23 protein-coding genes and 1 pseudogene are annotated in these 25,595 nt (G+C 69.9%); 8 read left to right on the top strand and 16 right to left on the bottom strand.

The window, feature by feature from the left end; genetic code table 11:
• Positions 1–175: 175 nt before the first annotated feature.
• Positions 176–1,165 (bottom strand): MBL fold metallo-hydrolase, encoded by a 990-nt coding sequence (locus QWZ14_RS02735; protein WP_290315032.1) that lies wholly within the window; start codon positions 1,163–1,165, stop codon positions 176–178.
• Between the two features lie 163 nt (positions 1,166–1,328).
• On the opposite strand from QWZ14_RS02735, the gene QWZ14_RS02730 reads away from it, so the two are divergent.
• Positions 1,329–2,852: an AMP-binding protein gene (locus QWZ14_RS02730; RefSeq protein WP_290315031.1), complete on the top strand. Its 1,524-nt coding sequence runs from the start codon at positions 1,329–1,331 to the stop codon at positions 2,850–2,852.
• On the opposite strand, the gene QWZ14_RS02725 is transcribed toward QWZ14_RS02730, so the two are convergent.
• A complete protein-coding gene (locus QWZ14_RS02725; protein ID WP_290315030.1) occupies positions 2,839–3,804 on the bottom strand; it encodes a tripartite tricarboxylate transporter substrate binding protein in 966 nt (321 codons plus the stop codon). The genes QWZ14_RS02730 and QWZ14_RS02725 overlap by 14 nt on opposite strands.
• A 169-nt stretch (positions 3,805–3,973) precedes the next feature.
• Here QWZ14_RS02725 and QWZ14_RS02720 point away from each other — a divergent pair, with 169 nt between their 5' ends.
• Positions 3,974–5,554, top strand: a complete 1,581-nt coding sequence (locus tag QWZ14_RS02720; protein ID WP_290315029.1) for an ABC transporter substrate-binding protein — start codon at positions 3,974–3,976, stop codon at positions 5,552–5,554.
• A 36-nt stretch (positions 5,555–5,590) separates the two neighbouring features.
• Here QWZ14_RS02720 and QWZ14_RS02715 read toward each other — a convergent pair whose 3' ends face one another.
• From QWZ14_RS02715 to QWZ14_RS02690, 6 genes are all read right to left on the bottom strand, one after another.
• The gene (locus tag QWZ14_RS02715) at positions 5,591–6,763 is read right to left on the bottom strand and encodes an acyl-CoA dehydrogenase family protein (RefSeq protein WP_290315028.1); all 1,173 of its coding nucleotides are present in this window, start codon (positions 6,761–6,763) and stop codon (positions 5,591–5,593) included.
• Between the two features lie 13 nt (positions 6,764–6,776).
• The gene (locus tag QWZ14_RS02710; protein ID WP_290315027.1) at positions 6,777–7,901 is read right to left on the bottom strand and encodes a CaiB/BaiF CoA transferase family protein; all 1,125 of its coding nucleotides are present in this window, start codon (positions 7,899–7,901) and stop codon (positions 6,777–6,779) included.
• 137 nt (positions 7,902–8,038) lie between these two features.
• Positions 8,039–9,322: an anti-phage deoxyguanosine triphosphatase gene (locus QWZ14_RS02705; protein ID WP_290315026.1), complete on the bottom strand. Its 1,284-nt coding sequence runs from the start codon at positions 9,320–9,322 to the stop codon at positions 8,039–8,041.
• Between the two features lie 172 nt (positions 9,323–9,494).
• Complete coding sequence (locus QWZ14_RS02700; RefSeq protein WP_290315025.1) at positions 9,495–10,277, bottom strand: N-acyl homoserine lactonase family protein; 783 nt, start codon at positions 10,275–10,277, stop codon at positions 9,495–9,497.
• On the bottom strand, positions 10,277–11,224 hold the full coding sequence (locus tag QWZ14_RS02695; RefSeq protein WP_290315024.1) for an NAD(P)-dependent oxidoreductase: 948 nt from the start codon (positions 11,222–11,224) through the stop codon (positions 10,277–10,279). The genes QWZ14_RS02700 and QWZ14_RS02695 overlap by 1 nt, the downstream gene beginning before the upstream one ends.
• Positions 11,221–11,565, bottom strand: a complete 345-nt coding sequence (locus QWZ14_RS02690) for a carboxymuconolactone decarboxylase family protein (RefSeq protein WP_290315023.1) — start codon at positions 11,563–11,565, stop codon at positions 11,221–11,223. Before QWZ14_RS02690 ends, QWZ14_RS02695 begins: the two co-directional genes overlap by 4 nt.
• A 200-nt stretch (positions 11,566–11,765) precedes the next feature.
• Here QWZ14_RS02690 and QWZ14_RS02685 point away from each other — a divergent pair, with 200 nt between their 5' ends.
• A complete protein-coding gene (locus tag QWZ14_RS02685) occupies positions 11,766–12,026 on the top strand; it encodes a hypothetical protein (RefSeq protein WP_290315022.1) in 261 nt (86 codons plus the stop codon).
• Between the two features lie 21 nt (positions 12,027–12,047).
• Here the strand turns inward: QWZ14_RS02685 and QWZ14_RS02680 are convergent, their stop codons facing one another.
• Positions 12,048–13,028: a TRAP transporter substrate-binding protein gene (locus QWZ14_RS02680; protein WP_290315021.1), complete on the bottom strand. Its 981-nt coding sequence runs from the start codon at positions 13,026–13,028 to the stop codon at positions 12,048–12,050.
• A 112-nt stretch (positions 13,029–13,140) separates the two neighbouring features.
• Here QWZ14_RS02680 and QWZ14_RS02675 point away from each other — a divergent pair, with 112 nt between their 5' ends.
• On the top strand, positions 13,141–13,650 hold the full coding sequence (locus QWZ14_RS02675; RefSeq protein WP_290315020.1) for a cupin domain-containing protein: 510 nt from the start codon (positions 13,141–13,143) through the stop codon (positions 13,648–13,650).
• A 98-nt stretch (positions 13,651–13,748) separates the two neighbouring features.
• On the opposite strand, the gene QWZ14_RS02670 is transcribed toward QWZ14_RS02675, so the two are convergent.
• The 5 genes and pseudogenes from QWZ14_RS02670 to QWZ14_RS02650 all read right to left on the bottom strand — a co-directional run bounded on the left by QWZ14_RS02670 (position 13,749) and on the right by QWZ14_RS02650 (position 19,593).
• Complete coding sequence (locus tag QWZ14_RS02670) at positions 13,749–14,585, bottom strand: Ig-like domain-containing protein (RefSeq protein WP_290315019.1); 837 nt, start codon at positions 14,583–14,585, stop codon at positions 13,749–13,751.
• An 887-nt stretch (positions 14,586–15,472) separates the two neighbouring features.
• Positions 15,473–16,531 (bottom strand): annotated as a pseudogene (locus tag QWZ14_RS02665) (calcium-binding protein); the annotation flags it as partial.
• A 321-nt stretch (positions 16,532–16,852) separates the two neighbouring features.
• Positions 16,853–18,247, bottom strand: a complete 1,395-nt coding sequence (locus QWZ14_RS02660) for an MmgE/PrpD family protein (RefSeq protein ID WP_290315018.1) — start codon at positions 18,245–18,247, stop codon at positions 16,853–16,855.
• Positions 18,248–18,252: 5 nt separating this feature from the next.
• A complete protein-coding gene (locus QWZ14_RS02655) occupies positions 18,253–18,576 on the bottom strand; it encodes a 2Fe-2S iron-sulfur cluster-binding protein (RefSeq protein ID WP_290315017.1) in 324 nt (107 codons plus the stop codon).
• A gap of 39 nt (positions 18,577–18,615) precedes the next feature.
• Entirely contained in the window at positions 18,616–19,593 is a 978-nt protein-coding gene (locus QWZ14_RS02650; RefSeq protein ID WP_290315016.1) for a Bug family tripartite tricarboxylate transporter substrate binding protein, read from the bottom strand.
• Positions 19,594–19,710: 117 nt separating this feature from the next.
• Between QWZ14_RS02650 and QWZ14_RS02645 the strand changes: the two genes are divergently transcribed.
• From QWZ14_RS02645 to QWZ14_RS02630, 4 genes are read left to right on the top strand one after another with little or no spacing between them, the layout of a single operon-like run.
• Positions 19,711–20,496 (top strand): SDR family NAD(P)-dependent oxidoreductase, encoded by a 786-nt coding sequence (locus tag QWZ14_RS02645; RefSeq protein ID WP_290315015.1) that lies wholly within the window; start codon positions 19,711–19,713, stop codon positions 20,494–20,496.
• A 47-nt stretch (positions 20,497–20,543) separates the two neighbouring features.
• Positions 20,544–21,629, top strand: coding sequence for an LLM class flavin-dependent oxidoreductase (locus QWZ14_RS02640; protein ID WP_290315014.1), 1,086 nt, complete (start codon positions 20,544–20,546; stop codon positions 21,627–21,629).
• A 46-nt stretch (positions 21,630–21,675) separates the two neighbouring features.
• Complete coding sequence (gene fahA / locus QWZ14_RS02635) at positions 21,676–23,004, top strand: fumarylacetoacetase (protein WP_290315013.1); 1,329 nt, start codon at positions 21,676–21,678, stop codon at positions 23,002–23,004.
• A 44-nt stretch (positions 23,005–23,048) separates the two neighbouring features.
• Positions 23,049–23,837, top strand: coding sequence for a cyclase family protein (locus QWZ14_RS02630; protein ID WP_290315012.1), 789 nt, complete (start codon positions 23,049–23,051; stop codon positions 23,835–23,837).
• Positions 23,838–23,909: 72 nt separating this feature from the next.
• Here the strand turns inward: QWZ14_RS02630 and QWZ14_RS02625 are convergent, their stop codons facing one another.
• Both QWZ14_RS02625 and QWZ14_RS02620 read right to left on the bottom strand, forming a co-directional pair.
• The gene (locus QWZ14_RS02625; protein ID WP_290315011.1) at positions 23,910–24,461 is read right to left on the bottom strand and encodes a carboxymuconolactone decarboxylase family protein; all 552 of its coding nucleotides are present in this window, start codon (positions 24,459–24,461) and stop codon (positions 23,910–23,912) included.
• Entirely contained in the window at positions 24,458–25,447 is a 990-nt protein-coding gene (locus QWZ14_RS02620; protein ID WP_290315010.1) for an LLM class flavin-dependent oxidoreductase, read from the bottom strand. The genes QWZ14_RS02625 and QWZ14_RS02620 overlap by 4 nt, the downstream gene beginning before the upstream one ends.
• Positions 25,448–25,595 lie beyond the last annotated feature (148 nt).

Genomic DNA, 25,595 nt, shown 5'->3' with positions numbered 1-25,595 from the left:
CGGCGGCCGGATCGCCGCCCAGACCCAGGGCAGCACGCCGTCGAGCGTGGCCAGGTGACGGTAGATCAGGTTCACCTGGGGCACGCCGCTGGCCGCGCGCAGCGCCGCGTAGATCGCGGCGGTCTCCGGCGGTGCCTCCGCCTCCCGCAGCTCGGCCAGCGCCATGTCCCGCCGCCTAGAGGGTGGTGACGTTCATGCTGGCGGGATACCAGCCGAAGCCCTCGCCCTCCTGCTTCACATGGCCGAGCCCGGGCCAGGGGAAGTGGTAGGAGAGCACCGGGTGCTTGTCCGAGGCCAGCCGCGTCAGCATCTTCAGCCGCGACTGCGCCGAGAGCTTGGGGTCGGTGTCGAAGGAGAATTCCCAGAGCGGCTTGCGCAGCAGCAGGATCTGGTGATGCGCGAGGTCGCCGGTATTGACGACGACGTTGTTCCCGTCGGCGATGAAATAGACCATGTGCCCCAGCGTATGGCCCGGGGTGGCGAAGCCGGTGACGCCGGGGACCACCTCCTTGCCGTCCTGGACCATGATCATGCGGTCGCGGTAGGCCGCGAGGTTCTTCTTCGCTCCGTCGATGAAGGGGGTCATGAAGGCCGGGCCGCGCTTGTTGGAATCATCGGTCCAGAATTTCAGGTCCACCTCGCTGATGGCGACCTGGGCGTTCGGGAAATTCTTGTTGCCGCTGGCATCGACCAGCGCCCAGCAATGGTCGCAATGCGCATGGGTCAGCGCGACGACGTCGATCTGTGACGGCTCGATGCCCGCCGCCTTCATGTTCGCCAGCAGCCGGCCGGTGGTGGGGCCGAACATCTTGCTGGCCTCGCCCATGCTCTCGCCCATGCCGGTGTCGAACAGGATGAGCTGGCGGCCGGTGTTCAGCACCAGCGCGTTCTGCTCCAGCGTCGCCGTGGTCGGCGCCAGGAAATTGCCGGTCAGCAGGTCCCGCACTTCCGCCGCCGGGGAGGAGGGGAAGGCCGGGCCGGTCTCGCCGAGCGGCAGCGAGCCGTCGGAGATGATGGTCAGCTCGTAGCTGCCGACCTTGAAGCGGTGCCAGGCCGGCGGCAGCTCGTTGCGGAGGGGGGCGGCGGCCTGCGCGGCAGGCAGCAGCGGCAGGGTCGCTGCGGCGGCGGCCGTGCCCAGCAGGGCGCGGCGGCTCAGAATGTTCATGGTGTCCTCCCTGATCCAAGATCCGCATCGGCGTGCGGTGCATCAGCATGGCACAACCCCGCAGCAGGGCACGCCGCAAATTGACGACGCCGACGTTATTCGCCGCAGCAGGTTGACGCGGCGCCACGGCAGCCGCCACCCTTCGCGCAACAGGAGGAACCGGATGCCGCAACTGGCGCATTGGGCCGCGAGCCAGGCCGACAAGCCGGCCGCCATCTTTCCCGATACCGGGACGGTGCTGCGCTACGGCCGGCTCCATGCCCGGGCGCGGCAGGCAGCGCATTGGCTCATCGGGCTCGGCCTGCAACCGGGCGAGGGAATCGCCATGCTGCTCGACAACCGGCCCGAATTCCTCGAGCTGGCCGAGGCGGCGCGGCTCGCCGGGCTCTACTTCACCCCGCTGTCGATCCACCTGCGGCCGCATGAGGTCGGCTACGTGCTGGCCGACAGCGGCGCCCGGCTGCTGGTCGCCAGCCCGGAGCTGGCCGGCCTGGCCGCCGCGCTGGTCGAGGAGGGGGCGCTGGGGGAGCGGCTGCGCTATGCGCTGGGGGATGGCCTGCCGGGCTATGCCGGCTACGAGGCGGCGCTGGCCGCCGAGGATCCGGCGGCGCCGCTGCCGGAGCGGCCGCTGGGGCGGGAGTTCCTCTATTCCTCCGGCACCACCGGCCTGCCCAAGGGCATCCGCCGGCCGCTGCTGCCCTTCGAGCAGCGCGATGCGCCGATGTGGGACATGAACTGGAAGGCGCTCTACGGCTTCGACACCGGGACCGTCTATCTCTCGCCGGCGCCGCTCTATCATGCCGCGCCGATCGGCTATGTCAGCCGGACCCTGCTCGAGGGCGGCACCGCCGTCATCCTGCGGAAGTTCGACGCGGCGCAGTGCCTGGCGGTGATCGAGCAGAATCGGGTCACCCACAGCCAATGGGTGCCGACGATGTTCCACCGGCTGCTGGCGCTGCCGGAGGACGTGCGGCGGGGGCATGACCTCTCTTCCCATCGCTGCGCCATCCATGCCGCGGCGCCCTGCCCGGTGCCGGTGAAGCGGGCGATGATCGACTGGTGGGGTCCGATCGTCTGGGAATACTACGCGGGGTCGGAGGGCGTCGGCACCACGGTGATCAGCAGCGCGGAGTGGCTGCGAAAGCCGCGCTCGGTCGGCCGGCCGGTGAACGGCGTGCGCGTGCACATCACCGGCGAGGATGGCGAGGAACTGCCGCCGGGCGAGACCGGCAGCATCCGCTTCGAGGGTGGGCCGCGCTTCGCCTATCACAACGCGCCGGAGAAGACCGCGGCCTGCTTCGATGCCCGGGGCTGGGCGACGCTCGGCGACCTCGGCTGGCTGGACGAGGACGGCTACCTGTTCCTGTCGGACCGTCGCGCCGACCTGATCCTGGCCGGCGGCGTCAACCTCTACCCGGCCGAGGTCGAGGCGGTGCTGATGCAGCATCCGGCGGTGGCCGAGGTCGCCGTCGTCGGCGTGCCGCATCCGGAGATGGGCGAGCAGGTGCATGCGGTGATCGTCGCCCGCGGCCCGGTCGCGGCGGCCGAGCTGGAGGCCTGGTGCCGCGAGAAGCTGTCCGGCCTGAAGCGGCCGAAGTCCTTCGAATTCGTCGAGGAGCTGCCGCGCTCGGAGGCGGGCAAGCTGCTGCGGCGGATCCTGAAGGAGCGCTACCTCAGCCCGTCCTGAGGCCGAGGCGGATCACCCGCTTCTCCTCGAAGTCGATGGTCTCCGCCATGGTGCGGGCATACTCCTCGGGCCCGAGGTATTCGACCGTCTGGTCCAGCCGGTCGAGCACCGCAAGGTGCGAGGGGTCGAACAGCGCCGTCTTGAAGCCCTCGTGCAGGGCGGCGAGCACCGCCGGCTCCATCCCTGCCGGCCCGACCAGCCCATAGGGCGAGGTGACGACAAGGCCGGGGTAGCCGACCTCCGACAGGGTCGGCACCTGCGGCCAGCGCGGCACCCGGTCCTTGGTCCAGACATTGAGGTAGCGCAGCTTGCCATCGGCCACGAGCTGGTTGGAGCCGGTGCCGCCGGCGGTCGCCTCGATATGGCCGCCGAGCAGGTTCGGCGTCGCATCCGCCTCGCCGCGGAAGGGGACGTGGACCACCTCCAGCTTCTCGCGCTCGGCGAAATCCACCATGGTCAGGTGCGGCGTGCCGTTGACGCCGGTATTGCCCCAGCGGTGCTTTCCGGGGTTGGCGCGGGCATCGGCCACCAGCTCGGCCCAGGTGGTCCAGGGGCTGTCGGCGCGCACCACGACGGCGAAGGTATAGCCGGTGAGATGGATGACCGGGGTGAAGTCCCGCCGCGGGTCGAAGGCCATCTTCTGCATGAAGGGCAGGCGCAGGCCGGGGAGCGGCATCTGCGCCAGGGTATAGCCATCCGGCTTGGCCCGGGCGACGGCGGCGACGCCGAGGGTGCTGCCGCCGCCGGGGCGGTTCTCGATCAGCACGGTCTGGCCGAAGGCGCGGCTGGCAGCCTCGGCCAGGGCACGCATCTGCACGTCGGTGGCGCCGCCGGCGGTGAAGGGGACCAGCAGGGTGATCGGGCGTTCGGGGAAGCGCGGCTGGGCGCCGGCCGTGGCGGCGCCCAGCAGGGCAGGCAGGGCAAAGAGGCTGCGGCGCATCGGTCCTGGCATGGATCCCCCTGAAACATGCGGCCGCGGCTGTATCGCCGCTTGGCCGGTCCTTGGCTGCCTGGCCCGCCGGCACCATCGCTGGATTGCCGGCCACCGCGGCTCTGGATAGCCTGCCACGCAACCGATCGGCTGGCCAACAGCCGCAGAAGATCGGACGGGAGAAACGGCGATGACACTCCGAAAAGGTGCCCCCGCGGGCGCCATCGCGCTGCTGGCCGCCCTGGCATCGGCGCCGGCCATGGCGGAACGCAGCCTGACCATCGGCACCATCGTGCCGCCCAGCGCGCTGGACCCGCATTTCCACAACACCAGCAACAACAACCAGGCCCTGCGGCAGATCTTCGACAGCCTGGTCTATTTCGACAATACCGGGAAGCTGATGCCCGGCCTGGCGCTGAGCTGGCGGCCGGTCGACGAACTGACCTGGGAGATCAGGCTGCGGCCCGGCGTCCGCTTCCACGACGGCACGCCCTTCGAGGCGGAGGATGTCGCCTTCACCATCGCCCGGGCGCCCAACGTGCCGAACAGCCCCGCCGCCTTCACGCCCTATGTCCGCGGCATCGCCGCGGTCGAGGTGGTGGACCCGACGACGCTGCGCATCCGCACCAGGGCGCCCACGCCGATGATGGACTGGGACCTGGTCTTCGTGATGATGCTGTCGCGCAAGATCCATGGGCCGGAGCCGACCACGGCGGATTTCACCAGCGGCCGGCTGGCGGTGGGCACCGGGCCCTATCGCCACGTCGCCTTCACGCCGAACGAGCGGCACGAGATCGCCCGCAACCCGGACTACTGGGGCGAGGCGCAGCCCTGGGACCGCGTGGTGACGCGCTACATCCCGAACCCCGGCGCCCGCGTCGCCACGCTGCTGTCGGGGGAGGTCGATCTCATCGATGGCGTGCCCTACCAGGACATGCCGCGGCTCGAGGCGGATCCGGCGATCGCCGTCTCCGGCAGCGACAGCATCACCTCGGTCTACATGTTCCCGGATGCGATGCGCGACCAGACGCCGCATGTCACCGACCGGGCCGGCCAGCCGTTGCCGCAGAACCCGCTGCGGGACAGGCGGGTGCGGCAGGCGCTCTCGCTCGCGGTCAACCGCCCGGCGATCGTCGAGCGGCTGTACCAGGGCCAGGGCCGCGCGGCGGATCAATTCGCCTCCCCGCCCGCGCTGCACCGGGTGCCGGACCTGCCGCCCCTGGCCTATGACCTGGCGCGCGGCCGGCAGTTGCTGGCCGAGGCGGGCTATCCCACCGGCTTCCGCCTGACCATCCATGGCCCGAACGGCTTCTTCAGCGGCGACGACAACCTGCTGCAGGCGATCGCCCAGGGCTTCACCCGCATCGGTGTGGAGACCCAGGTGCAGACCATGCCGCCGGCACCGCTGTTCACCCGCGCGACCAACCGCGAGTTTTCGCTGTTCATGAGCTATCTCAGCAGCGACACCGCCATCAACTACCTGCGGCAGGTGGTGATGACGCGCGACCCGGAGCGTGGCACCGGCCCCTTCAACCGGCAGCGCTACGCGAACCCCGCGGTCGATGGCCCGGCCGGGGACGCGCTGCGCACCATGGATGAGCCGCGCCGCGCTGCCCTGACGGAGCAGGCCAGTCGCGCCCTGCTCGACGACATGGGCGTGATCCCGCTGATCTATCTTCGCTACAACTGGGCGAGCTGGAAGGACCGGGTGCGCTACCTGCCGTCGCACCGCGGCTATACCAGTGCCATGTGGGCGGTGCCGGCCCGCTGAGGCGGGCCGGCACCGCTTCGGGCGAGGGCGCGGCGGCTACAGCGTGCGGCCGATGATCTCCCGCATGATCTCGCTGCTGCCGCCGTAGATGCGGCCGACCCGGGCATCGGCCCAGGCGCGGCCGATCTCGTATTCGGCCATGTAGCCGTAGCCGCCGTGGATCTGCAGGAAGTCGTCGAAGAGCCTGTTCTGCAGCTCGGCGCCGAGCAGCTTGGCGGTGGCGGCAAGTTCGACCGTCAGCTCGCCGCGCAGGTGCAGCGCCAGGCAATGGTCGGCGAAGACGCGGAACATGGTCGCCTGCGCCTTGGCGTCGGCCAGCTTGAAGCGGTTGTGCTGGAAATCGATCACCGGCTGGCCGAAGGCCTGGCGTTCCTTGGCGTAGTCCACGGTCTTCTGCAGCATCACCTCCATGCCCATGGCGGCGCGGACGGCGATGACCAGGCGTTCCTGTGGCAGGTTGCGGATGAGGTAGGAGAAGCCCTTGTTCTCCTCGCCGAGCAGGTTCTCGACCGGCACGCGGACATCCTCGAAGAAGAGCTCCGAGGTGTCCTGCGCGTGCAGTCCGATTTTCTCCAGGTTGCGGCCCTTGGTGAAGCCGGGGGTGCCGGCGGGGACGCAGATCAGGGAGATGCCCTTGCGGCCGGCGGCGGGGTCGGTCTTGGCGCAGACGATGACGAGGTCGGCGAGCTGGCCGTTACTAATAAATGTCTTGGAGCCGTTGATGACGTAGTGGTCGCCGTCGCGCTTCGCCGTGGTGCGCATGGCCTTGAGGTCGCTGCCCATGCCGGGCTCGGTCATGGCGATGGCGCCGATGATCTCGCCGCGCGCCATCTGCGGCAGCCATTCGCGCTTGCGCGCCTCGGTGGCGAGGTCGGCGATATAGGGCACGACGATGTCGGAGTGCAGCGGGAAGCCGGGGCCGGTGCAATTGGTCCGGGCGATCTCCTCGATGATGATGGCGCTGTAGCCGAAGTCGGCGCCGGCGCCGCCGTACTCCTCGGCGAGCATGGGGCAGAGCAGCCCGGCCGCGCCGGCCTCGAGCCAGAGGCTGCGGGGGACGATGCCGTCGCGTTCCCATTGCCGGTGGAAGGGGACGATGTGCCTGTCAAAGAACCGCGCCACCTGGTCGCGGAACATCTCGTGGTCCGAGGTATAGACGCTGCGGGGGCCGCTGAGGCTGCGGCTGGGAAGGCCCGGGTTGGTGTCCATGGCTGTCGTTTCCTTATATGGCCTTGGCGCTGCGGAGCGCGTCGAGATCGGCGGCGGTGAAGCCGCACTCCGCCAGCACGGCATCGGTATCCTCGCCGCGGAGCGGCACGCGGGTGCCGGCCTCGCCGGGGGTGCGGCTGAAGCGGGGGGCGGGGGCGGGCTGGACCACGCCGCCCTGGTTCAGGAAGGTGCCGCGGGCTTCCATGTGCGGATGCGCCGGGGCTTCCTCCATGTCGAGGATGGGGGCGATGCAGGCGTCCGTCCCGGCAAAGAGCGCGGCCCAGTCGTCCCGCGTGCGGGTGAGGAAGATCGCGGTCAGCTCGGCCTTCAGCGCCGGCCAGGCGGCGGGCGACATGCGGTCGGGGAAGCGCTGCGCATCGAGGCCGAGCTTGTCGCACATCACGGCGAAGAACTGCGGCTCGATGGGGCCGACCGAGAGCCAGCGGCCGTCGGAGCAGGCATAGGTGTCGTACCAGGGGGCGGTGCCGTCGAGCATGTTCACGCCGCGCTCGTTGCGCCAGCGGCCACGGGCCTTCATGGCGTAGATCGGCGCCATCAGCAGCGCGGCGCCATCGACCATGGCGGCATCCACCACCTGGCCCTGGCCGCTGCCCTTGGCCTCCAGCAGCGCCGCCAGCAGGCCCATCGCCAGCAGCATGCCGCCGCCGCCGTAGTCGCCGACCAGGTTCAGCGGCGGCACCGGGCGCTCCTCCGGCCGGCCGATGGCCCAGAGCGCGCCGGTCAGCGCGATGTAGTTCATGTCGTGCCCGGCGGACTGCGCCAGCGGGCCTTCCTGGCCCCAGCCGGTCATGCGGCCATAGACCAGCCGCGGGTTGCGGGCGCGGCAGACCTCGGGGCCGAGGCCGAGGCGTTCCATGACGCCGGGGCGGAAGCCCTCGATCAGCGCATCGGCGCCTTCGGCGAGGCGCAGCACGGCCTCCACCGCGGCGGGGGATTTGAGGTCGAGGGCCACGGAGCGGCGGCCGCGGCCGGTGAAATCGGCGCGGTCGCCGGGCGGGCCGTCCTTGCGGTCGAGGCGGATCACCTCGGCGCCGAGGTCGGCCAGGATCATGCCGCAGAAGGGGCCGGGGCCGATGCCGGCGAATTCCAGGATGCGCAGGCCCTTGAGCGGTCCCATGGGGCGTCCTCCGTTTTCCCGAGCCTAGCAGCGCCGGGCGGGTTTGACACCCGCCGCGGCGGAAACGGGGCGAGGCAACACGGGAGGTTAAACGGCGCCCCACATCGACACGCCTCAGAACGCGGCACAATCAAGCATCAAAGTTCGTCCCGACTGCTGCCGAAGCCAGGTGTGAAAAGGCGATTATAAATCTTCTCGGCGTAGTTGTCGGTCATCCCAGCAACGTAATCGCAGACTTGACGCAGTGTAATGTCACGCTGATCCAGGCTCCTTAACGCATCAGCCGGAATCAGTTCGCTCGGAGCGCACAATAGCTCGTTAAACAACGCTTCAACGATGCGCTGACCACGTCGCTCCAACTGTTGGATTGCAGCTTTTTTTACTACTAACTTGTACGTTATATCTTTTAAACTTTGAAGAAATTCACTTATTTCTGCAGGAAGTTGAATGCTAAACTTCAGCAACGGATGCTCAAATTTTGGATCTTCATCTATTTTTGCTGCTGAAATAAAAATATTTACTAATTTCCCGATGAATTGCTTTCTGCCTTCACTTCCGCATTCGAATAAATAATTGGCAAATTCATTACGGCAAACCTTGTTTCCGGGAGGGCCAATTGGTTGACCACTTTTAAATAGATCGCTGAGTCCGTTCTCGACTTCGCGTTTCGTGACTAGCTTGCGGGCAATAATGTCTTCTAAATCGTGCACTGCATAGGCTATATCGTCGGCACACTCCATAATGCTGGCATCGAGCCCTCGATGTTCGGGCTTACCGTCTGTTCCGATTTTTCTGAACAACTCCGTATCATTTTTGGAAAAAGGTTCTAAAGCCCATTCGACTATATTTGCCTCTTCTGTGTAATAGCATTTAGGAGGTTTGTTTTGATGATCGGTTTCAGGAAATGCATCGTATCTAACAGGATATTTAAGTACGGCAAGCACGGTTCGGCGCGTCGGGTTTATACCATGGCCCGCTTGGTATTTTTCAAGCTTCGTGAGTATGCGGAGTGTTTGAGCATTCCCTTCGAAGCCGCCTGATCCAACCATCTTCCTGTGAAGTGCCCGTTCGCCACCGTGACCGAAAGGTGGGTGGCCCAGATCGTGGGCATAGCAAGCTGCAATCATGAGAGCAGGACTGGGAAGCCAGTTTACAATGTCAGGCTCAACTTCATGTTGGCGCTGGAGCACTTTGAGTAGGCCTTCGCCGATCTGACCAACTTCGATCGAGTGAGTTAGCCGAGTGCGGTGAAAATCGTTTTCACCAACGCCCATGACTTGTGTTTTGCCTTGTAGGCGTCGGAAAGCAGACGAGTGAATGATTCTGCTTTTGTCACGGTCATAGGCCTCGCGAATGTCTCCCGGTCTGTTCACGTCGGGATGCATTCGCTGCTGAAATACAGTGTCCGCAGGTCTGATCATGACGGAATGTTCCTCAAATAAAACAAACAGGGGCCTCGTAAACTAATTATTGTGAAACCGCAAGAAATTTTGCTGAAGACAGTTGCTCGCCGTTCCAATGGCTTGCAGTCACTGCAAACCCTTGAGGGGAAGTCGCTTTGGAGCCAATAATCTATGGCCCACGCTTCCTTTCCTACTCGCTCGGCGCCAGATCCAGCCGGCAGACGATCCCCTCCAGCCCCGGCACCGCCGAGTAGCGCCGCATCACCTCCGGGTCATGCCCGGGGACGATATGCTGCGGGCTCGGCGCCAGGCGCTTCAGGGTCTCGAAGCCTTCCAGCATCTCGCCGATGTGGAAGGCGGTGGTGAAGGGCCGGCCGCTCTCCATGTTCTCGTAGAAATGGGTGACGTCGGAGGCCAGCACGACGGTGCCGCGTTCGGTCGCCACCGTCACGCATTGCAGCCCGGCGGAATGGCCGCGCACGAGGTGGGTGCGGATGCCCGGGGCGATGTCGGCATCGCCGTTCAGCATGTGGACGCGGCGGCCGAAATTCAGCTTCACCATGCCGGCGATGTCGTCCGGCTCGAAGCTGTGGGAGAGCTTGGGGAAGCGCATGAAGCGGCCGCAGGCATAGTGCATCTCGGCTTCCTGCAGGTGGAAGTCCGCTTGCGGGAATTGGTCGAAGCTGCCGACGTGGTCGTAGTGCAGGTGGGTCAGGATCACGTCCTTGACCGTCGCCGCATCGAGCCCGACGAGCTTCAGGCTCTCGGCCGGGCAGCGCAGCCAATGCCGCTTGCGGCGCTTCGCGACGGCCTCGGTGAAGCCGGCGTCGACGACGAAGCTGCGCTCGGCGCCGATGACGGCCCAGACGAAGTAGTCCATCGGCATCGGCCCGTCATGCGGGTCGCCGCCGATGAAGTGGTCGGAGCGCATCGCCTCCCGATGGGCGTAGCGGATGGCGTAGATCCGGTACATCAGGCCGGGTCCTTGGCCAGCACGGCCTTGATCGCCGCCGGGTCGACGCTGAAGGAGACGCCGGCACGCTCGTTCTGCAGGATCATGGGGGACCGGCTGTCGCGCTGGCCCCAGCCGCGGTTCAGCGCCTCGGTCATCTCCTCCATGACCAGGTTGCTGAGGCGCATCGGCACGCCCAGCTCGCGCCCGAGGCTGACCGCCAGCGACACGTCCTTGAGGCCGAGCCGCAGCGCGAAGGCCGGCGGGTCGTACTTGTTCTGCAGGTACTGGTCCTGGATGCGGTCGAAGGTCCGCTTGCGCCCGAGCGCGCCGCGGCGGATCGCCGCCCAGAGCTCGAGCGGGTCCATCCCCGCCTTGACGCCCATGGAGAAGGCCTCGGCGATGACCGTCTGGATGGCATAACCCGACAGGTTGTGGACCAGCTTGGCGACGGTCGCCGTGCCGATGCCGCCGATATAGGCCGGGGCGTCGCCGAAGCCCTGCAGGACGGGGAGGTACCTGTCGAAGGCCGCCTTGTCGCCGCCGACCCAGATGGCGAGCTTGCCGGTGCGGGCGCCCTCGGGGCCGCCGCTGACCGGGCTGTCGAAGCTGGTGCAGCCCTTTTCGGCAAAGGCGGCGTGCATGCGCTTGGCCATGGCCTGGCTGTTGGTCGAGAGGTCGAAGAAGGCCATGCCGGGATGGGCGCCTTCCAGCACGCCATCCGTGCCGAAGACCACGGCCTCCACATCGGGCGGGGCGGGGAGGGAGGCGAAGACGACGTCGCATTGCGCGGCCACTTCGCGCGCCGTCGCCGCCCAGGTGGCGCCGTTCTCGACATGGGTGCCGGCGGCCTGGCGGTGGATGTCGTGCACCACCAGGGCGTGGCCGGCCTTCTGCAGGTTGGCCGCCATGTGGGTGCCCATGGTGCCGAGGCCGATGAAGCCGACCTTCAGGGTGGTCGCGCTCATGCCGCGGGCTTCCCGGAATCGATGTCCTCGTAGACGTCGCAGGCGATCTGCGCGCCGGTCATCGCCGCCGGCCAGCCGGCGTAGATCGCCATGTGGGTGACCACCTCGGCGATCTCCTCCCGCGTCACGCCATTGCCGAGCGCGCGGCGGAGGTGGGTGGCCAGCTGCTCCTCGCGGCCGAGGGCGATCAGCGCGGCGACGGTGATCAGGCTGCGGTCGCGCTTGCCCATCGCCTTGCGTTCCCAGACATCGGCATAGGCGACCTCGTTGGTCATCTGCACGAGCTTGGGGAAATGCGGGATCAGCCGGTCGCGCCGGCTGGATGGGGGGGCTGCTGCCATGGGGGACGTCTCCTTTGCCCGCGATCCTGCGCCAGCCCCGGCCGCTGGGAAAGAGGGGGGCGGCAACTGCGGCGCAAAGGCGGCGGGGCTGCCCTGAAAGCAGCACGGCGGGGCCGCATCCGCGACATGCCCTGCGGCGTTAATGTCCTCGCGGAGGAAGCCCTGTCGTCCCCATCCCCCCTTTCTCCGCGGAGGTCGCCATGACCAGCCGTATCCTGAAGCTCGTCGCCCTGGTCGCCGTCACCGCCACGCTCTCGGGCTGCGCCGTCTACCCGGCGGGCGGAGGCTATGGCTATCGCGGCGGCGGCTATGCCCGGCCCGGCTACGCCTATGCGGCGCCCTATCGCGGGGGCTACGGCGGCGGCTACGGTGGCTACCGCGGGGGGTACGGCGGCGGCTACGGCCGCGGTTATGGCCGCGGCTACGGGGGAGGCTACGGCCATGGTGGCGGCTGGCGCTGAGCCGAGCCGCCGGGTGCGCCGCTACTGCGCCGCGGCGCGGTAGCGGGCCAGCATCTCCACGCCTTCCGGCCCGGCGCGCTGCACCCATTCGGCGGTCTGGGTCTCGCCGATCGCCTTCAGCTCGGCCATCATGGCCTCGCCCGGCGGCGGCAGCTGCATGCCCTGGCTGCGCAGCCGGTCGGCCATGGCGACCTCGGCCGCCTGGGCCATGGCCTTGCCGCGGGTCGCGGCGGTGGCCGCTGCCGCCAGCAGTGCCGCCCGGCTCGGCGGATCCAGCGCCGCCAGCGCCCGGGCATTGGCGAAGACCGCGTTCCGCGTCCGCATGCCCCCGACGTTGTACCAGTAGCGGGTGAAGTCCCAGGCGGTGACGTTCACCCCGGTCTGCGCCGAGGTGAACATCGACTGGATGACGTTGGTGGCGAAGGCCTGGGAGACCTCGGCCGCCTGCACCGTGACCGGCGTCGCCCCCATCAGCTCGGCCATCCGCGCGGTGACGGTGTTGTAGGCCCGGAAGCGGGTGCCGCGCAGGTCGGCCAGGCTGCGGATTTCGGTCTTGGCGTAGAAGCCCTGGGCGTCCCAGTGGACCATGTAGAGCAGGGTCAGCCCCTGGCGCTCCAGCCGGGCGCGGACATAGGGCTCGGTCGCCGCGTTCAGCGCCTCCGCCTGCGGCCAGGTCCAGGCGAGGAAGGGGACGCCGTCCACCTCGAAGAAGGGATCCTCGTTGGCATAGGCCGAGAGCAGCACCTCGCCCAGCTGCACCTGGCCGGTCTGCACCCCCCGCTTGATCTGCGCCATCGGCAGCAGCGAGGCATTGGCATGCAGCTGGATCGCCAGCCGGCCCTCGGTCGCCTGCTCCACCTCGGCGATGAATTGCCGGATGTTGAGGGTGTGGAAATTCTCGGCATAGGGCGTCGCCATCACCCAGCGCGTCTGCGCCGCGGCCGGCGCCGCCAGCCCGAGGGCCAAGGCCAGGCCCGCGGCCCGCCTGATCCAGTCCCGCATTCCACCGTCTCCCGGCCTCCATGGCAGGCGGGAGCGTTCCACAGGCCGTATCGCCACCGCAAGGCTTGCGGCAGGCCCCCGGCCTGGCCAATGATCGCCGGGAGGAGCCCCCATGCCCGATCCTGCAGCAATCCCCGCCCGACTGGTCATCCAGCAGCCAGAGGAGGTCCGCAGCTTCTGGCAGCCGGTGCCGGCCAACGGCTTCGTCCGCTGTATCCTCGACAGCGCCATGACCGGGGCCGAGACCCCCTTCGCCATGGGCACCCAGACGGTCGACCCCGGCTGCCATGTGCGGGAGCACCTGCACGACGCCAACGAGGAGGTCATCCTGGTCCAGGCCGGCGAGGGCGAGGCGCATGTCGAGGGCGCCGTCCATCCGATGCGCCCCGGCACCTGCTTCTTCTTCCCGCGCGACCGGCCGCACAGCTTCCACAATACCGGCAGCGGGCCGCTCACCTTCCTCTGGATCATCCTGCCGGGCGGGCTCGAGACCTTCTTCGCCCGCATCGGCCGCCCCCGCGCCGAGGGCGAGGCCCCGCCGGCGCCCTTCCCGCGGCCGGAGAACGTGGCGCAGATCGAGGCCGAGACGGTCTTCGGCCAGGTCCCCGCCGCCAGGGTCTGACCCTCGGCCGCACTGCTGCGCTTCGCACCGCATCCCGGCGGCACGGCGCCCGCCGCCCCTGGCTGCCATCCGCCCCGTCGCGGACGGCAGCGGGCCTGCTAAGCGAAGACGATGCCGAGTTCGACCTGGGCACCGGCCTGGAACTGCAGCCCCTGCCAGTTGAGGTAGATGTTGTTGGCATCGAAGCTGATGTCCGTGGCGTCGAGGCCGGCATTGTTCCCGTTCTGCAGAAGGGTGACGCCGGCGATGTCGCTGACCGTGCCGAACTTGTCGGCAAGCCGGAAGCCATTGAAGGATGCGGCATTCCAGCCCACGGGGTTGTTGAAGGTGACCAGCACATGGTCATTGCTGATATCCATCGAGCCGATATTGGAATCCGGATTGATGGATGCGAGCTCGATACCCGCGCCGACGGTGACATCCCTGGCGGTGTTCCCGTAGGCATCCGAGATGGCCGGGAAGAGGTAGGTATAGCCGATGGTCTTCCCCTCGAATCCCGGAACCACGTCGGTGACGCCGGATAGGGCCACGCCGACCGTCCCCGTGGCCTGGCCGCCTGCGCCGTCACTCACGGTGTAGGAGAAGCTGTCGTTGCCGCTCTGGCCGTTGTTTAGCGCCTGAAGCTGGGCCGAGGTGGTGGGATCGTAGTGGATCTGGCCGCCGATGAGGCTGATCGTCGCGCCCAGGGCGGTCTGGTTGCCTGCCTTGCCGGGATCGGCATCCGAAAGGGCGGTGATGGTCAGGGGGTCGCCGTCCGCATCGGTGAAGGCGGCGAGCCCGTTGATGGTGATCGCCGTGTCTTCGTTGGTCGCCCTCCCGACCGCGCCGCTGGCCACCGGCGCGTCGTTGGTACCGGTGACGGTGACGGTGACCACCTGGCTGGCGGTGCCGCCATGGTGGTCGTCGACGGTGACCGTATAGGCGAGTTCGAGCACCTGGTTCCGGGCCAGGAAGTTGAAGGCCTCGGTGCCGGAATTAAAGGCCAGTTGATCTTGCCGCCGGCGGTCGCCGCCGTATCGGTGGAGCCGGCGGTCATGAAGCCCAGCAGCTGCACCGGGCTCAGCCCGGCCGGCAGCAGGGCGGCGCCCTGGGTTACGTGGAGCACGGTCACCGCAGCGGCGACCACATCCGTGACATCGGCGTCGCCCAAGGTCAGGCTGCCCGAGGCGGTCAGCCCGGCATTGGTCTCGACCAGCGCGGCCGAGATCCGGTCGGTCGCACTGGCCGACAAGGCCGGCCCGTCATTGGCGCCGGCGATGGTCAGGTCGACGGTGGCGTTGCCGAAGTCGCCATCGGCATCGGTCACCCGGTAGCTGAAAGCGACATGGGCGAGCTCGCCCACCGCCAGATACTGGAAGGCGAGGCCGGGGTCATAGGTGAAGCTGCCGCTGGTGGTGTTCAGGGCGAGCGTGCCCTTGCCCGCCGGCAGCGGCGTGGTCAGCAGCACGCTGGCGACGAGGTCGGGGATGGTATCGTTTCCGACCACGTTGCCGCTGATGGGCAGGGAATCCTCGCCCAGGGTGAAGAGATCGTCCCGGGCGGTCACCGCGTCATCCGCGACCGACAGGTCGGTCCCGTCCACCCTAACGACGCCGCTCTCGAAACCGGCGGCGGTCAGCCCGAAGGTGCTGAAGGTGAAGCTCTGCCAGGCCGCGTTCGGGCTGGCCAGGAAGGCCGCATAGCGGGCGATATCGCCCTGCACCGAGGCCGAGGCCCACTCCGCCCTGGTCAGCTCCAGGCGCAGGGTGTCGAAGCCGGAGCCGCCATCGGCGAGGTCGGCGGCGCCGCCATTGGCGGCCCGGCTGTAGACCACGGTGTCGTTGCCGTCGCCAGCCCAGACCGTGTCGCTGCCGGCTCCGGCGTCGATCAGGTCATCGCCGCCGTCGCCCGTGACCAGGTCGTTGCCGCCGCCCGCGAGCACGCTGTCGCCGCCCTGGCCGGCGTAGACCGTGTCGTTGCCGGCACCGGCCGATATCCAGTCGGCGCCGTCGTCGCCGGTGATGAGGTCGATCCCCGACCCCGTGGTGAGGATGTCGTCGCCCAGGCCGCCGTAGACGGAGTTGTTGCCGTCACCCGCGCTGATGCTGTCGTTGCCGGCATCGCCGGTGATGCTGTCGCTGCCGGTGCCGGCGGCGACGCTGTCGTTGCCGCTGCCGGCCCAGATGACGTTGACCCCGTTGCCGGCACTGATCCAGTCGTCGCCGTCGCCGCCACCGATGGTGTCGTTGCCGGACCCGGCGATGATCCGGTCCTGGCCCGCCCCGCCGGTGACGTTGTTGTTGCCGGCGCCGGCCGCGATCGAATCATCGCCGTCGTCGCCGGCCAGGATGTCGTCGCCGGCGCCAGCGTTGATGGTGTCGTTGCCGATGCCGCCCCAGGCGGTGTTGTTGCCTGCGCCGGCGTCGAGCCGGTCCTCGCCCGCCCCGCCGTCCAGCTGGTCGTCGCCAAGGCCGCCGCTCAGGCTGTCGTTGCCGTCGCCGCCGTAGAGGCTGTCGCGGCCGGCGCCGCCGGTGATGGTGTCGGCGCCGGCATCGCCGTAGCCCTGATTGTTGCCGTCGCCGAGCAGCAGGCGGTCGTTGCCGACACCGCCGAAGGCCATGTCGTCGCCGCCGCCGCCGTCCAGCGTGTCGTTGCCGTCGCCGCCGTAGAGCTGGTCGTTGCCGTCCTCGCCATAGAGGTAGTCGTCGCCGCCATTGCCCCAGAGCTGGTCATTGCCCAGCCCGCCATGCAGCCAGTCGCTGCCGGCGCCGCCCCAGACCCCGTCATTGCCGGTACCGGCGAAGACGTTGCTGCTGTCGCCTGGGGCCGCCAGCTGCGACCCGACATCGATCCAATCCGATCCGGATGTGCCGTTCAGAGTCTTGCGCGGGGCGAGGGCCATGGACACAACCTGCTGTTGATAGGGTTTACGAACCGTAAACCAAACGATAATAAACCGCAATGAGTTTGATAAGCTTCGGCTAACCGACGGCCCGCCTCAGGCCCATCCCGGAGAAGGCATCGCTCCTTCCTGGGGAGCGTCCCCGGGATGCCGTCTGACCGGGCGATGGGCGGGGATCTCGGCGCCGGCCAGGCCCTCGCGGCGGAGCAGCACCAGACGCTCGTCACCGACGGCATGGCGGGCCCCATGGACGGCGAAGCCCATCCCCGGTGGACCCTCGGCCGGATGCGGCCAGGATTCGGCCTGCCGAGCCCGGCCGCCTCACCCGGCGCGGGCGAGCAGTTCCGTCAGCTCGGTGCTGCTTGCCAGCGTCTCGAGCCCCGCGACCAGCGCCACCACCCGTCCGGTTGCGGCCGCATCCAGCATCCCCGCGACATTGGCGCGGAACTTCGCTTCCACCTCGGCCGGGGACACCGGGTTCTCCGGGCTGGCGCGGCGGTGCAGCACCTCGTGCCGGTGGACCCCGCCGTCCCGGGCATGGACGACCATGCGGCAGGCATGGCGGAAGGGGGCGCCCATGGCCTCGAGCTCCGCGTCCTCGGTCACCGCGATGCGCGGGATGAAGCCGAGGATGGCGGGGTCGGCCAGGTACGCCTCGCGGTAGAAGCCGGCGGTCGGCGCGCCGTGCAGCGCGGTCACCGCCAGGCCGAAGAAGATGTTCATCTGCGCCGCGGTGACGCCAGCCGGCCGGTAGGGCCAGGCGGTATGCACATGCGTCATGTGGCCGACCCCGACCTCGATCCGCGCGATGTCGGCGGCCGCGAGCTTCGCCTCCGCCATGACATGGCGCAGGGCGTCGAGGGCGCTGTGGATCGAGGTGACCGAGGGGTACATCTTGAAGCCGGTCTTTGCGGTCTCCCAATCCTCGCCCAGGCCGGCGGTCAGCCTCGCCGCCGCCGGGGTGCGGGCGAGGGCCGAGAGGAAGCCGCCATAGGGCGCCTCCAGCACGTCCGAAATGCCGGTGAAGCCGGCCTCGGCCAGCAGCGCGGCGCGGACGCCGCTCTCGGCCGCGCGCCCGGCATGCAGGCGCTTGACCATGGCGCCTTCCTGCGCCGCCATCAGCCCGGCGCCCATGGAGCCGGCGATGCCGAGGCCATGCCGCATCCGCGCCGCATCGAGGCCGAGCAGCCGCCCGGCCGCGGCGGCGGCGCAGAACACCCCGCTGGTGCCCTGCGGGTGGAAGCCGTTGAGGAACAGCGCCATGGTCGCGGCATTGCCGACCCGGGTGCCGGTCTCGTAGCCGGCGACGATCGCGGTCAGCAGGTCGCGGCCCGGCAGCCCGCCGCGCATCTCGGCGAAGCCCAGGGCGACCGGCGTGGTCAGCGAGTTCGGGTGCAGGATGCTTTCCTTGTGGATGTCATCCATCTCGAAGCCATGTCCCGCAGTGCCGTTGACCAGCGCCGCCTGGGCCCAGGAGCCGCGCCGGCCGGTCCCCCAGAGCGTCGCGGCCGGTGTCGCCCCCTCGGCCAGCGCCAGGGCCTGCACCTGCCGCGTCCAGGGCAGGGTGGCGCCATGCAGGCAGACGCCGATGCCATCCAGCAGCGAGAGCTTCACCTGGGCGATCACCGCGGCGGGGATCGCCTCGAAGTCCAGCCCGGCGGCGAAGGCCGCGAGGTCGCGCGTCGCATGCGCCAGCAGGGGCGGGGCGGCATCCATCCCGGTCAGCCCTGCGTCGCCGGCACCCGCAGCACCAGCCCGTCGAGCGCCGGCGTCACCGGGATCTGGCAGCACAGCCGGCGGCCCGCGGGGACGGAGCCGATGGTATCCTCGATCATGTCGCGCTCGTCCGGGCCGGCGGGCGGCAGCCGCGCCACCCAATCCTCGGGCACGTCGACCATGCAGGTGGCGCAGGCGAGCTGGCCGCCGCATTCGGCCGGCAGCCCGGCCACGTCGGCGCGGATGGCCACATGCATGACGGTCGGTTCGTCCCCGGCCTCCAGCGCCCGGCGCGTCCCGTCCGGCTGCACGAAGGTGATCGACGGCATGCCCTGCTCCCTCAAACCGGCCGCCATCCTGCCCGCGGGCTACTCCGGCTTCAATCCGGCCAGGTCGATGGCGCGGCGGGACAGCAGCCGCTCGCGCTCGATGAGCGCCGCGAAGCCCTCGGGCGTCCGCTCCGCCGGCGTCGCCAGCAGGTTGCCGATGGCCTCGACCCGGGCCTGCAGCGCCGGGTCCGCCAGCGCCCCGGCGAAGGCCTGCTGCAGCCGCCGGCGGGGCTCCTCCGGCGTCGCCGCCGGCACCAGCAGGCCGATGAAGGAGACCAGCCCGCCATCCTGCAGCCCGACCTCGGCGAAGGTCGGCACCTCCGGCAGCAGCGGCGCCCGCTGGCCGAGCCCGATCCCGAGGATGCGCAGCGCCCCGTCGCGGTGCTGCGGCAGCGCCGTGGTGATCTGGTCCATCGAGGCCGTCAGCGCGCCGGAGAGCAGGTCGGCCAGCGACGCGCCGCTGGCGCGGTAGGGGACATGCACCATGCCCATGCCGGTCGCCGCGTTCAGCAGCTCGATCAGCAGGTGGTTGGTGGTGCCGGTCCCGGCCGAGGCGCAGGTCACCCGGCCTGGCCGCGCCTTGGCATAGGCGATGAATTCGGCCAGCGAGGCGACCGGCAGCTTCGGGCCGACCACCAGCACGTTCGGCGTGCGGAAGCCGAGGCCGATGGGGGCGAAGGCGCGCGCCGCGTCGTAGGGCATCCGGGCCATGAGCATCGGGTTGGTCACCAGCCCGCCGTTGGAGCCGACCAGCACCGAATAACCGTCCGGCGCCGCGGTGGCGACGAGTTCGGCGCCGAGGTTGCCGCCGGCGCCCGGCCGGTTCTCGATCACCACCGGCTGGCCGCCGAGGCGCTCCGACATCCCAGGCGCCACCAGCCGGGCCAGGGTGTCGAGGTTGCCGCCGGCGCCGAAGGGCACCACCAGCCGCACCGGGCGGTCCGGGAAGGCGGCCCGCGCCAGCCGCGGCATTGCCAGCAGGCCGGCCGCGGTCAGCATCCCACGTCGCGTGACCATCCGCATCCTCCCTCGTTTTGCCGCCAGCCTGCGCGGCGCCGGGCGCGGCGGCAAGCGCTGGACAGCGGCGGGCGCGGGCGGCATCACGGCGGGACAACACGGGGAAGGAACCGCACCATGGCCTATACGCCATTCGATCTGACGGGGAAGGTGGCGCTGGTCACCGGCGGCAACGGCGGGATCGGCCTCGGCATGGCCGAGGCGCTGGCCCAGGCCGGCGCCGATGTCGCGATCTGGGGCACCAACCCGGCCAAGAACGCCGCCGCCCGCGCCCGGCTGGAGGCGACCGGCCGCCGCATCCTGGCGCTCGAATGCGACGTCGGCGAGGAGGACCAAGTCGAGGCCGCCTTCGCCGAGACCGTGCGGGTGCTGGGCCGGGTGGACGGGTGCTTCGCCAATGCCGGGATCTCCGGCGGGCGGTCGAGCCCCTTCCTCGAGCGCACCAAGGAGCAGTGGGACCGGGTGCTGCGGGTCAACCTGACCGGCGCCTTCCTGACCTTCCGCGCCGCGGCGCAGCACATGAAGGCGCGCGCCGATGCCGGCGACAAGGGCGGCGTGCTGGTCGGCACCGCCTCGCTCGCCGCCATCGAGGGCGCGGCGCGCAACGAGCATTACGGTGCCTCGAAGGGCGGCATGGTCTCCATGGTCCGCGCCCTGGCGGTGGAGCTGGCCCGGCACGGCATCCGCGCCCATTCCATCCTGCCCGGCTGGATCGAGACGGACATGACCGCGCGCTCGGTCGCCGACCCGAAATTCGCCGGCAACGTGCTGCCGCGGGTGCCGATGCGCCGCTGGGGCAATGGCGGCGACTTCGGCGGCATGGCGATCTATCTGATGAGCAGCGCCAGCGCATTCCATACCGGCGACACGCTGGTGATCGACGGCGGCTACTCGCTGTTCTAGCCAGGGCGGCGGCGCTAGCCTGAGGCAAAGTCCAGGGAGACGCCGCCATGTCCGCGCCGCTCGAATTCGGCTGGTTCCTGCCCACCTCGGGCGACACCACCTGCTACGGCGACCGCAGCTGCGCCGTGCCGCCCTCCGCCGCGCTGTTCGACCGGGTGGTGCTGGCGGCCGAGGCGGCGGGCTTCGAGTATTTCCTCGTCCCCGTCGCCGCCACCTGCTGGGAGGCCTGGATCAGCAGCGCCATGGCGGTGGCGAAGACCAAGCGCATCAAGGCGCTGGTCGCGGCCCGGCCGGGCTATGTCAGCCCGGTCCAGCTCGCCAGGATGGCGGCGACCTTCGACCAGCTCTCGAGCGGGCGGCTCTCGGTCAACCTCATCGCCGGGCAGAGCGAGGCGGAGGCGACCGCCGAGGGCATCACCCTGGCGAAGGAGGACCGCTACGCGCTGATGGCCGAGGATGTCGCCATCATGAAGGCGCTCTGGACCGCGCGCGGGCCGGTCGATTTCGCCGGGCGCTTCCATACCCTGAAGGGCGCCCGGATCGCGCCGCAGCCGCTGCAGCAGCCGCATCCGCCCTTCTACCTCGGCGGCGGCTCGGCCGAGGCCTGGGCGCTCTCGGCCGAGCATGCCGACACCCACCTCTTCTGGGGCGACACCCCTTCCCGCATCGCCGAGAACATCGCCACCATCCGCGGCCTGGCGGCCCGCCACGGCCGGGCGGAGGCGATCGGCTTCGGCATGCGGCTGCAGATCTGCTGCCGGGAGACCGAGGCCGAGGCCTGGGACGCCGCGCATGAGCTGGTGCGCGACGTGACCGAGGCGCAGACCCGCTTCATCCGCACCCATTACGCCGCCTCCGTCGCCAACCAGCGGGTGCAGCAGCTGGCGCGGGAGAAGGGCGAGCTGATCGCCCCGCATCTCTGGACCGGCATCACCCGGGTGCGGCCGGGCGCCGGCATCGTGGTGGTCGGCGACCCGCGGCAATGCGCCGCCACCCTGCAGGAATTCATCGACCTCGGCTGCCGGTCCTTCTGCCTCTCGGGATACCTGCACGACGAGGAGGCGATGCGCTTCGCCCGCTGGGTGCGGCCGCTGCTGGCCGAGCGCAACCCGGGCCGCATGCTGGCCGCCTGAGGCGGGCCGGGCTAGGCTGGGCGCCAATCACCGGGAGACACGGCCCATGACCGAGCTGAACGCGACGCACGACCCGGACCGGCAGAGCTGGCTCGAATCCGCGAACGAGCCGGACTGCGACTTCCCCATCCAGAACCTGCCGCATGGCGTCTTCTGCTGGCCCGGCGAGGCGCCGCGCGGTGGCGTGGCCATCGGCGATGCCATCCTCGACATGGCGACCGCGGTGGAGGCGGGCCTCTTCGCCGGCATCCCCGCCGAGGCGGCCCGCGCCGCGGCCGAGCCCTCGCTCAACCGGCTCATGGCCATGGGCAACGGCGCCGCCTCGGCGCTGCGCGCCCGGATCTCGGACATCCTCCGCGCCGACCATCCGGATGCCGCCCGCTTCGCCGCCATGGCGCAGCGCATCCTGGTGCCGATGGAGGATGTCGAGATGCGTCTGCCGGCCGGGATCGGCGCCTTCACGGATTTCTTCACCAGCAGCTACCACACCGAGCGCGGCCGCCGCGCCCGCGGCGAGGAGCCGGCGCTGCCGCCGAATTTCCAGTACCTGCCGATCGCCTACAACAGCCGCGCCAGCTCGGTCCGCGTCAGCGGCGAGGCGGTTCGCCGGCCCAACGGCCAGCGCCAGCGGGCCGATGGCACCGTCGCCTTCGGCCCCTGCGAGGGCCAGGATTTCGAGCTCGAGCTCGGCATCTTCGTCGGGCCCGGCAACATGCTGGGCGAGCCGATCCCGCTGCGCGCCGCGCCCGAGCACATCTGGGGCTTCTGCCTGGTGAACGACTGGTCCGCGCGCGACATCCAGCGCTGGGAGAGCACGCCGCTCGGCCCCTTCCTGTCCAAAAGCCTCTCGACCAGCATCTCCCCCTGGGTGGTCACCGCCGAGGCGCTCGCACCCTTCCGCGCCCCGGCGCTGGTGCGCCCGGCCGGTGATCCGGCGCCGCTGCCGCATCTGGCGCATGACCAGGACCAGCGGCTCGGCGGCTTCGACATCGACCTCGAGGCCTGGCTGCTGACGCCCGACATGGCCGCGTCGGAGGAGGAGCCGGCCCGCATCACCCGGACCAATTTCCGCCACATGTACTGGACGCTCGGGCAGATGCTGACCCACCACGCCAGCAACGGCTGCAACCTGCAGCCCGGCGACCTGATCGCCAGCGGCACCGCCTCCGGCCCCACCGACGAGAGCCGCGCCTGCATGGCCGAGATGACCCGCGGCCGCGACCCGATCACCCTGCCGAACGGCGAGACGCGGATCTGGCTGCAGGATGGCGACGAGGTGATCCTCCGCGGGCGGGCGCATCGCCGCGGGCATGTCGGGATCGGCTTCGGCGAGTGCCGCGGGCGCATCGACCCGGCGCTGGCCTGGCCCGCCTGAGCCGCCACCGCGTTCCGCAGGACCAGCACAGGGGAGAAGGCTGAATGGCCCGCCGCTTCATCGATATCTCCGTCGCCCTCAAATCCGGCATCAGATCCGATCCGCCGGGGATGGAGCCGAAGATCGAGTACACCGACCACCACCAGTCGGCGCCGAAGATGGCGGCCTACATGGGCGTGCCGGTCGAGGCCCTGCCCAACGGCGAGTACGCCGCGGTGGAGCGGGTCGACATCAGCACCCACAACGGCACCCATCTGGATGCGCCCTACCACTACTTCTCCCGCATGAACGAGCGGCTGGTTCCCGGCGGCGAGGCCTCCTGGCGGATCGACGAGGTGCCGCTCGAGTGGTGCCACAACCCCGGCGTGAAGCTGGACTTCCGCCACTTCGAGGATGGCTATGTCGTGCAGCCGGCCGATGTCGAGGCGGAGCTGCGGCGCATCGGCCACACGCTCAAGCCGCTCGAGATCGTCGTGGTCAATACCCGCGCCGGCAGCCGCTACGGCGAGGACGACTACATCGACACCGGCTGCGGCATGGGCAAGGCGGCCACCCTCTGGCTGCTGGAGCGCGGCATCCGCCTGGTCGGCACCGATGGCTGGTCCTGGGACGCGCCCTTCAGCCACACGAAGCGGAGGATCGAGCAGGGCGGCGATGCCTCGCTGATCTGGGAAGGCCACCGCGCCGGGCGGGAGATCGGCTATTCCCACCTCGAGAAGCTGCACAACCTGGAAGCCCTGCCGGCGGACGGCTTCCAGGTGGTCTGCTTCCCGGTGAAGGTCCACCGCGGCTCCGCCGGCTGGACCCGCGCCGTCGCCATCATCGACGACTAGAACAACAGGCCAGAGCGGTCTCCGTGAGCCAGTGCGAACGGAAACCGCTCCAGGCCGGGCCTGCCCGCGGCCTCACCGCCACGGGATGGGCACCGTCGGCGGCGGCGCCACCTCGAAGGTGTTCAGCTGCATCGCCAGCAGGCTGTAGTAGCCGACCAGCCCGGTCAGCTCGACCGTGCCGCGGTCGCCCAGCAGCGCCTGGGCGGCGGCGTATTCGGCCTCGGGCACCCGCCCGGTCCGCAGCAGCGCCCGGGTGAAGCCGACCACCGCCGCATCCGCCGGCGCGTCGAAGGGGATGCGCTCCGCCCCGGCGCCGACCGCGGCGATCACCGCCGCCGGCACGCCCTGCTGCGCTGCGATCTGCGCATGGGCGAACCATTCGTAGTCGGCCCGCCAGTGCTGGCCGACGCAGAGGATCGCCAGCTCGCGCAGCCGCATCGGCACGCTGCACTCGTAGCGGATGAAGACGCCGAGCTGCTCGACCCGGCTGCAGAGCTCGGGGCTGCGGATCAGCGCGGTGAAGGGGCCGCCCACGCCGCCCCGGGCGCCGGCGGCGATGCGGTCCCAGCCCGCCTGCGCCGCCGGGTCGAGGCTGGCGCGGTCGGGCGCCGGCAGCCGGCTCATGCCGCGGCCACCGCGTGCGACGGGCCGAAGGCCGGCATCACCTCGGCGGCGAAGGCGCGGAGGTTGGCGATGCTGGCATTGGGATCGACCAGCAGGATGGTCTCGACCCCGCCGGCCGCCAGCCGCCGCACCCGTTCGACGATCTCGGCCGGGGTGCCGAGCAGCGGTGCGTCATCCTCCTCGATGCTGGCGGCCTTGCGACCCTTGTGCAGGTCGCCGATGACGCCGACGACGCGCCTGCGGGTCTCATAGGCGGCGGCGCGTTCCTCCTCGCTGCGGACCATCTGTAGGGCGCGGGCCACGGCGACCATGCTTCCGTCGTAGGCGCGGCCGACCCGCGTGCATTCGGCGCGGAAGATCGCCACCCGCTCGGTGATCTGCTCGACCGAGGCGAGCTGGTCGAGCAGCAGGTTGAAGCCGTCCCGCGCCGCGCGCCGGATGCTCTCGCCGCTGCCGGCGGCCAGCCAGAGGGGCGGGTGCGGCCGCTGGACGGGTGCGGGCTCCACCACCACATCCTCGAAGTGCCAGCGCCGGCCGTGGTGGCTGAAGCGCTCCTCGCTGGTCCAGGCGCGCCGGATCACCGCGATGGCCTCGTCGAAGCGTTCGGAAGCCTCCTCCGGCGGGATGCAGAAGCCGTCGAATTCCGCGGCTCGGTAGCCCTTGCCGACGCCGAAGTCGAAGCGCCCGCCGCTCAGCAGGTCGAGCGTCGCCGCCTGCTCGGCGATCAGCACCGGGTTGTGCCAGGGCAGCACCACCACGGCGGTGCCGAGCCGGATGCGCGAGGTCTTGGCCGCGAGATAGGCGAGCAGGGTGAGCGAGGCCGAGACCTGGCCCTGGCCGGTGAAATGGTGCTCGACCATGAAGACGCTCCGGAAGTCGAGCCGCTCGGCCTCCTGGACATACTGGATGAAGCTTTCGTAGCCCTGGCTATCCGCCAGGCCGACCGCACGCCTGGCGCGCGCCCCCCCGAACAATCCGAAGCGCATCCGCGGCATCCTCCTCGCCCGCCCCGGGTCCAGGATGGACCCGGGGCGGGCGGAAAAAAAGGCCGCAATGCGCGGGGATGCCGTGACACTCTGCCCGCCAGGCCCCGCCATGCCGCCGCCCGGATGGGGCAGGGCCCGAGGGAGCGCC

This window comes from Paeniroseomonas aquatica, from assembly GCF_030409335.1.
In the GTDB taxonomy this organism is placed as follows: Bacteria; Pseudomonadota; Alphaproteobacteria; order Acetobacterales; family Acetobacteraceae; genus Belnapia; species Belnapia aquatica.
This window is presented reverse-complemented; position numbering and strand designations above follow the sequence as displayed.

Coding starts and splice junctions, on each gene's coding strand:
- QWZ14_RS02720 (WP_290315029.1), top strand. CDS start 3,974: ATGACACTCCGAAAAGGTGCCCCCGCGGGCGCCATCGCGCTGCTGGCC.
- QWZ14_RS02620 (WP_290315010.1), bottom strand. CDS start 25,447: ATGCGCTTCGGATTGTTCGGGGGGGCGCGCGCCAGGCGTGCGGTCGGC.
- QWZ14_RS02650 (WP_290315016.1), bottom strand. CDS start 19,593: ATGGTCACGCGACGTGGGATGCTGACCGCGGCCGGCCTGCTGGCAATG.
- QWZ14_RS02690 (WP_290315023.1), bottom strand. CDS start 11,565: ATGGCAGCAGCCCCCCCATCCAGCCGGCGCGACCGGCTGATCCCGCAT.
- QWZ14_RS02645 (WP_290315015.1), top strand. CDS start 19,711: ATGGCCTATACGCCATTCGATCTGACGGGGAAGGTGGCGCTGGTCACC.
- QWZ14_RS02710 (WP_290315027.1), bottom strand. CDS start 7,901: ATGGGACCGCTCAAGGGCCTGCGCATCCTGGAATTCGCCGGCATCGGC.
- QWZ14_RS02660 (WP_290315018.1), bottom strand. CDS start 18,247: ATGGATGCCGCCCCGCCCCTGCTGGCGCATGCGACGCGCGACCTCGCG.
- fahA (WP_290315013.1), top strand. CDS start 21,676: ATGACCGAGCTGAACGCGACGCACGACCCGGACCGGCAGAGCTGGCTC.
- QWZ14_RS02700 (WP_290315025.1), bottom strand. CDS start 10,277: ATGTACCGGATCTACGCCATCCGCTACGCCCATCGGGAGGCGATGCGC.
- QWZ14_RS02695 (WP_290315024.1), bottom strand. CDS start 11,224: ATGAGCGCGACCACCCTGAAGGTCGGCTTCATCGGCCTCGGCACCATG.
- QWZ14_RS02725 (WP_290315030.1), bottom strand. CDS start 3,804: ATGCCAGGACCGATGCGCCGCAGCCTCTTTGCCCTGCCTGCCCTGCTG.
- QWZ14_RS02685 (WP_290315022.1), top strand. CDS start 11,766: ATGACCAGCCGTATCCTGAAGCTCGTCGCCCTGGTCGCCGTCACCGCC.
- QWZ14_RS02735 (WP_290315032.1), bottom strand. CDS start 1,165: ATGAACATTCTGAGCCGCCGCGCCCTGCTGGGCACGGCCGCCGCCGCA.
- QWZ14_RS02625 (WP_290315011.1), bottom strand. CDS start 24,461: ATGAGCCGGCTGCCGGCGCCCGACCGCGCCAGCCTCGACCCGGCGGCG.
- QWZ14_RS02730 (WP_290315031.1), top strand. CDS start 1,329: ATGCCGCAACTGGCGCATTGGGCCGCGAGCCAGGCCGACAAGCCGGCC.
- QWZ14_RS02675 (WP_290315020.1), top strand. CDS start 13,141: ATGCCCGATCCTGCAGCAATCCCCGCCCGACTGGTCATCCAGCAGCCA.
- QWZ14_RS02655 (WP_290315017.1), bottom strand. CDS start 18,576: ATGCCGTCGATCACCTTCGTGCAGCCGGACGGGACGCGCCGGGCGCTG.
- QWZ14_RS02680 (WP_290315021.1), bottom strand. CDS start 13,028: ATGCGGGACTGGATCAGGCGGGCCGCGGGCCTGGCCTTGGCCCTCGGG.
- QWZ14_RS02705 (WP_290315026.1), bottom strand. CDS start 9,322: ATGATCAGACCTGCGGACACTGTATTTCAGCAGCGAATGCATCCCGAC.
- QWZ14_RS02715 (WP_290315028.1), bottom strand. CDS start 6,763: ATGGACACCAACCCGGGCCTTCCCAGCCGCAGCCTCAGCGGCCCCCGC.
- QWZ14_RS02630 (WP_290315012.1), top strand. CDS start 23,049: ATGGCCCGCCGCTTCATCGATATCTCCGTCGCCCTCAAATCCGGCATC.
- QWZ14_RS02640 (WP_290315014.1), top strand. CDS start 20,544: ATGTCCGCGCCGCTCGAATTCGGCTGGTTCCTGCCCACCTCGGGCGAC.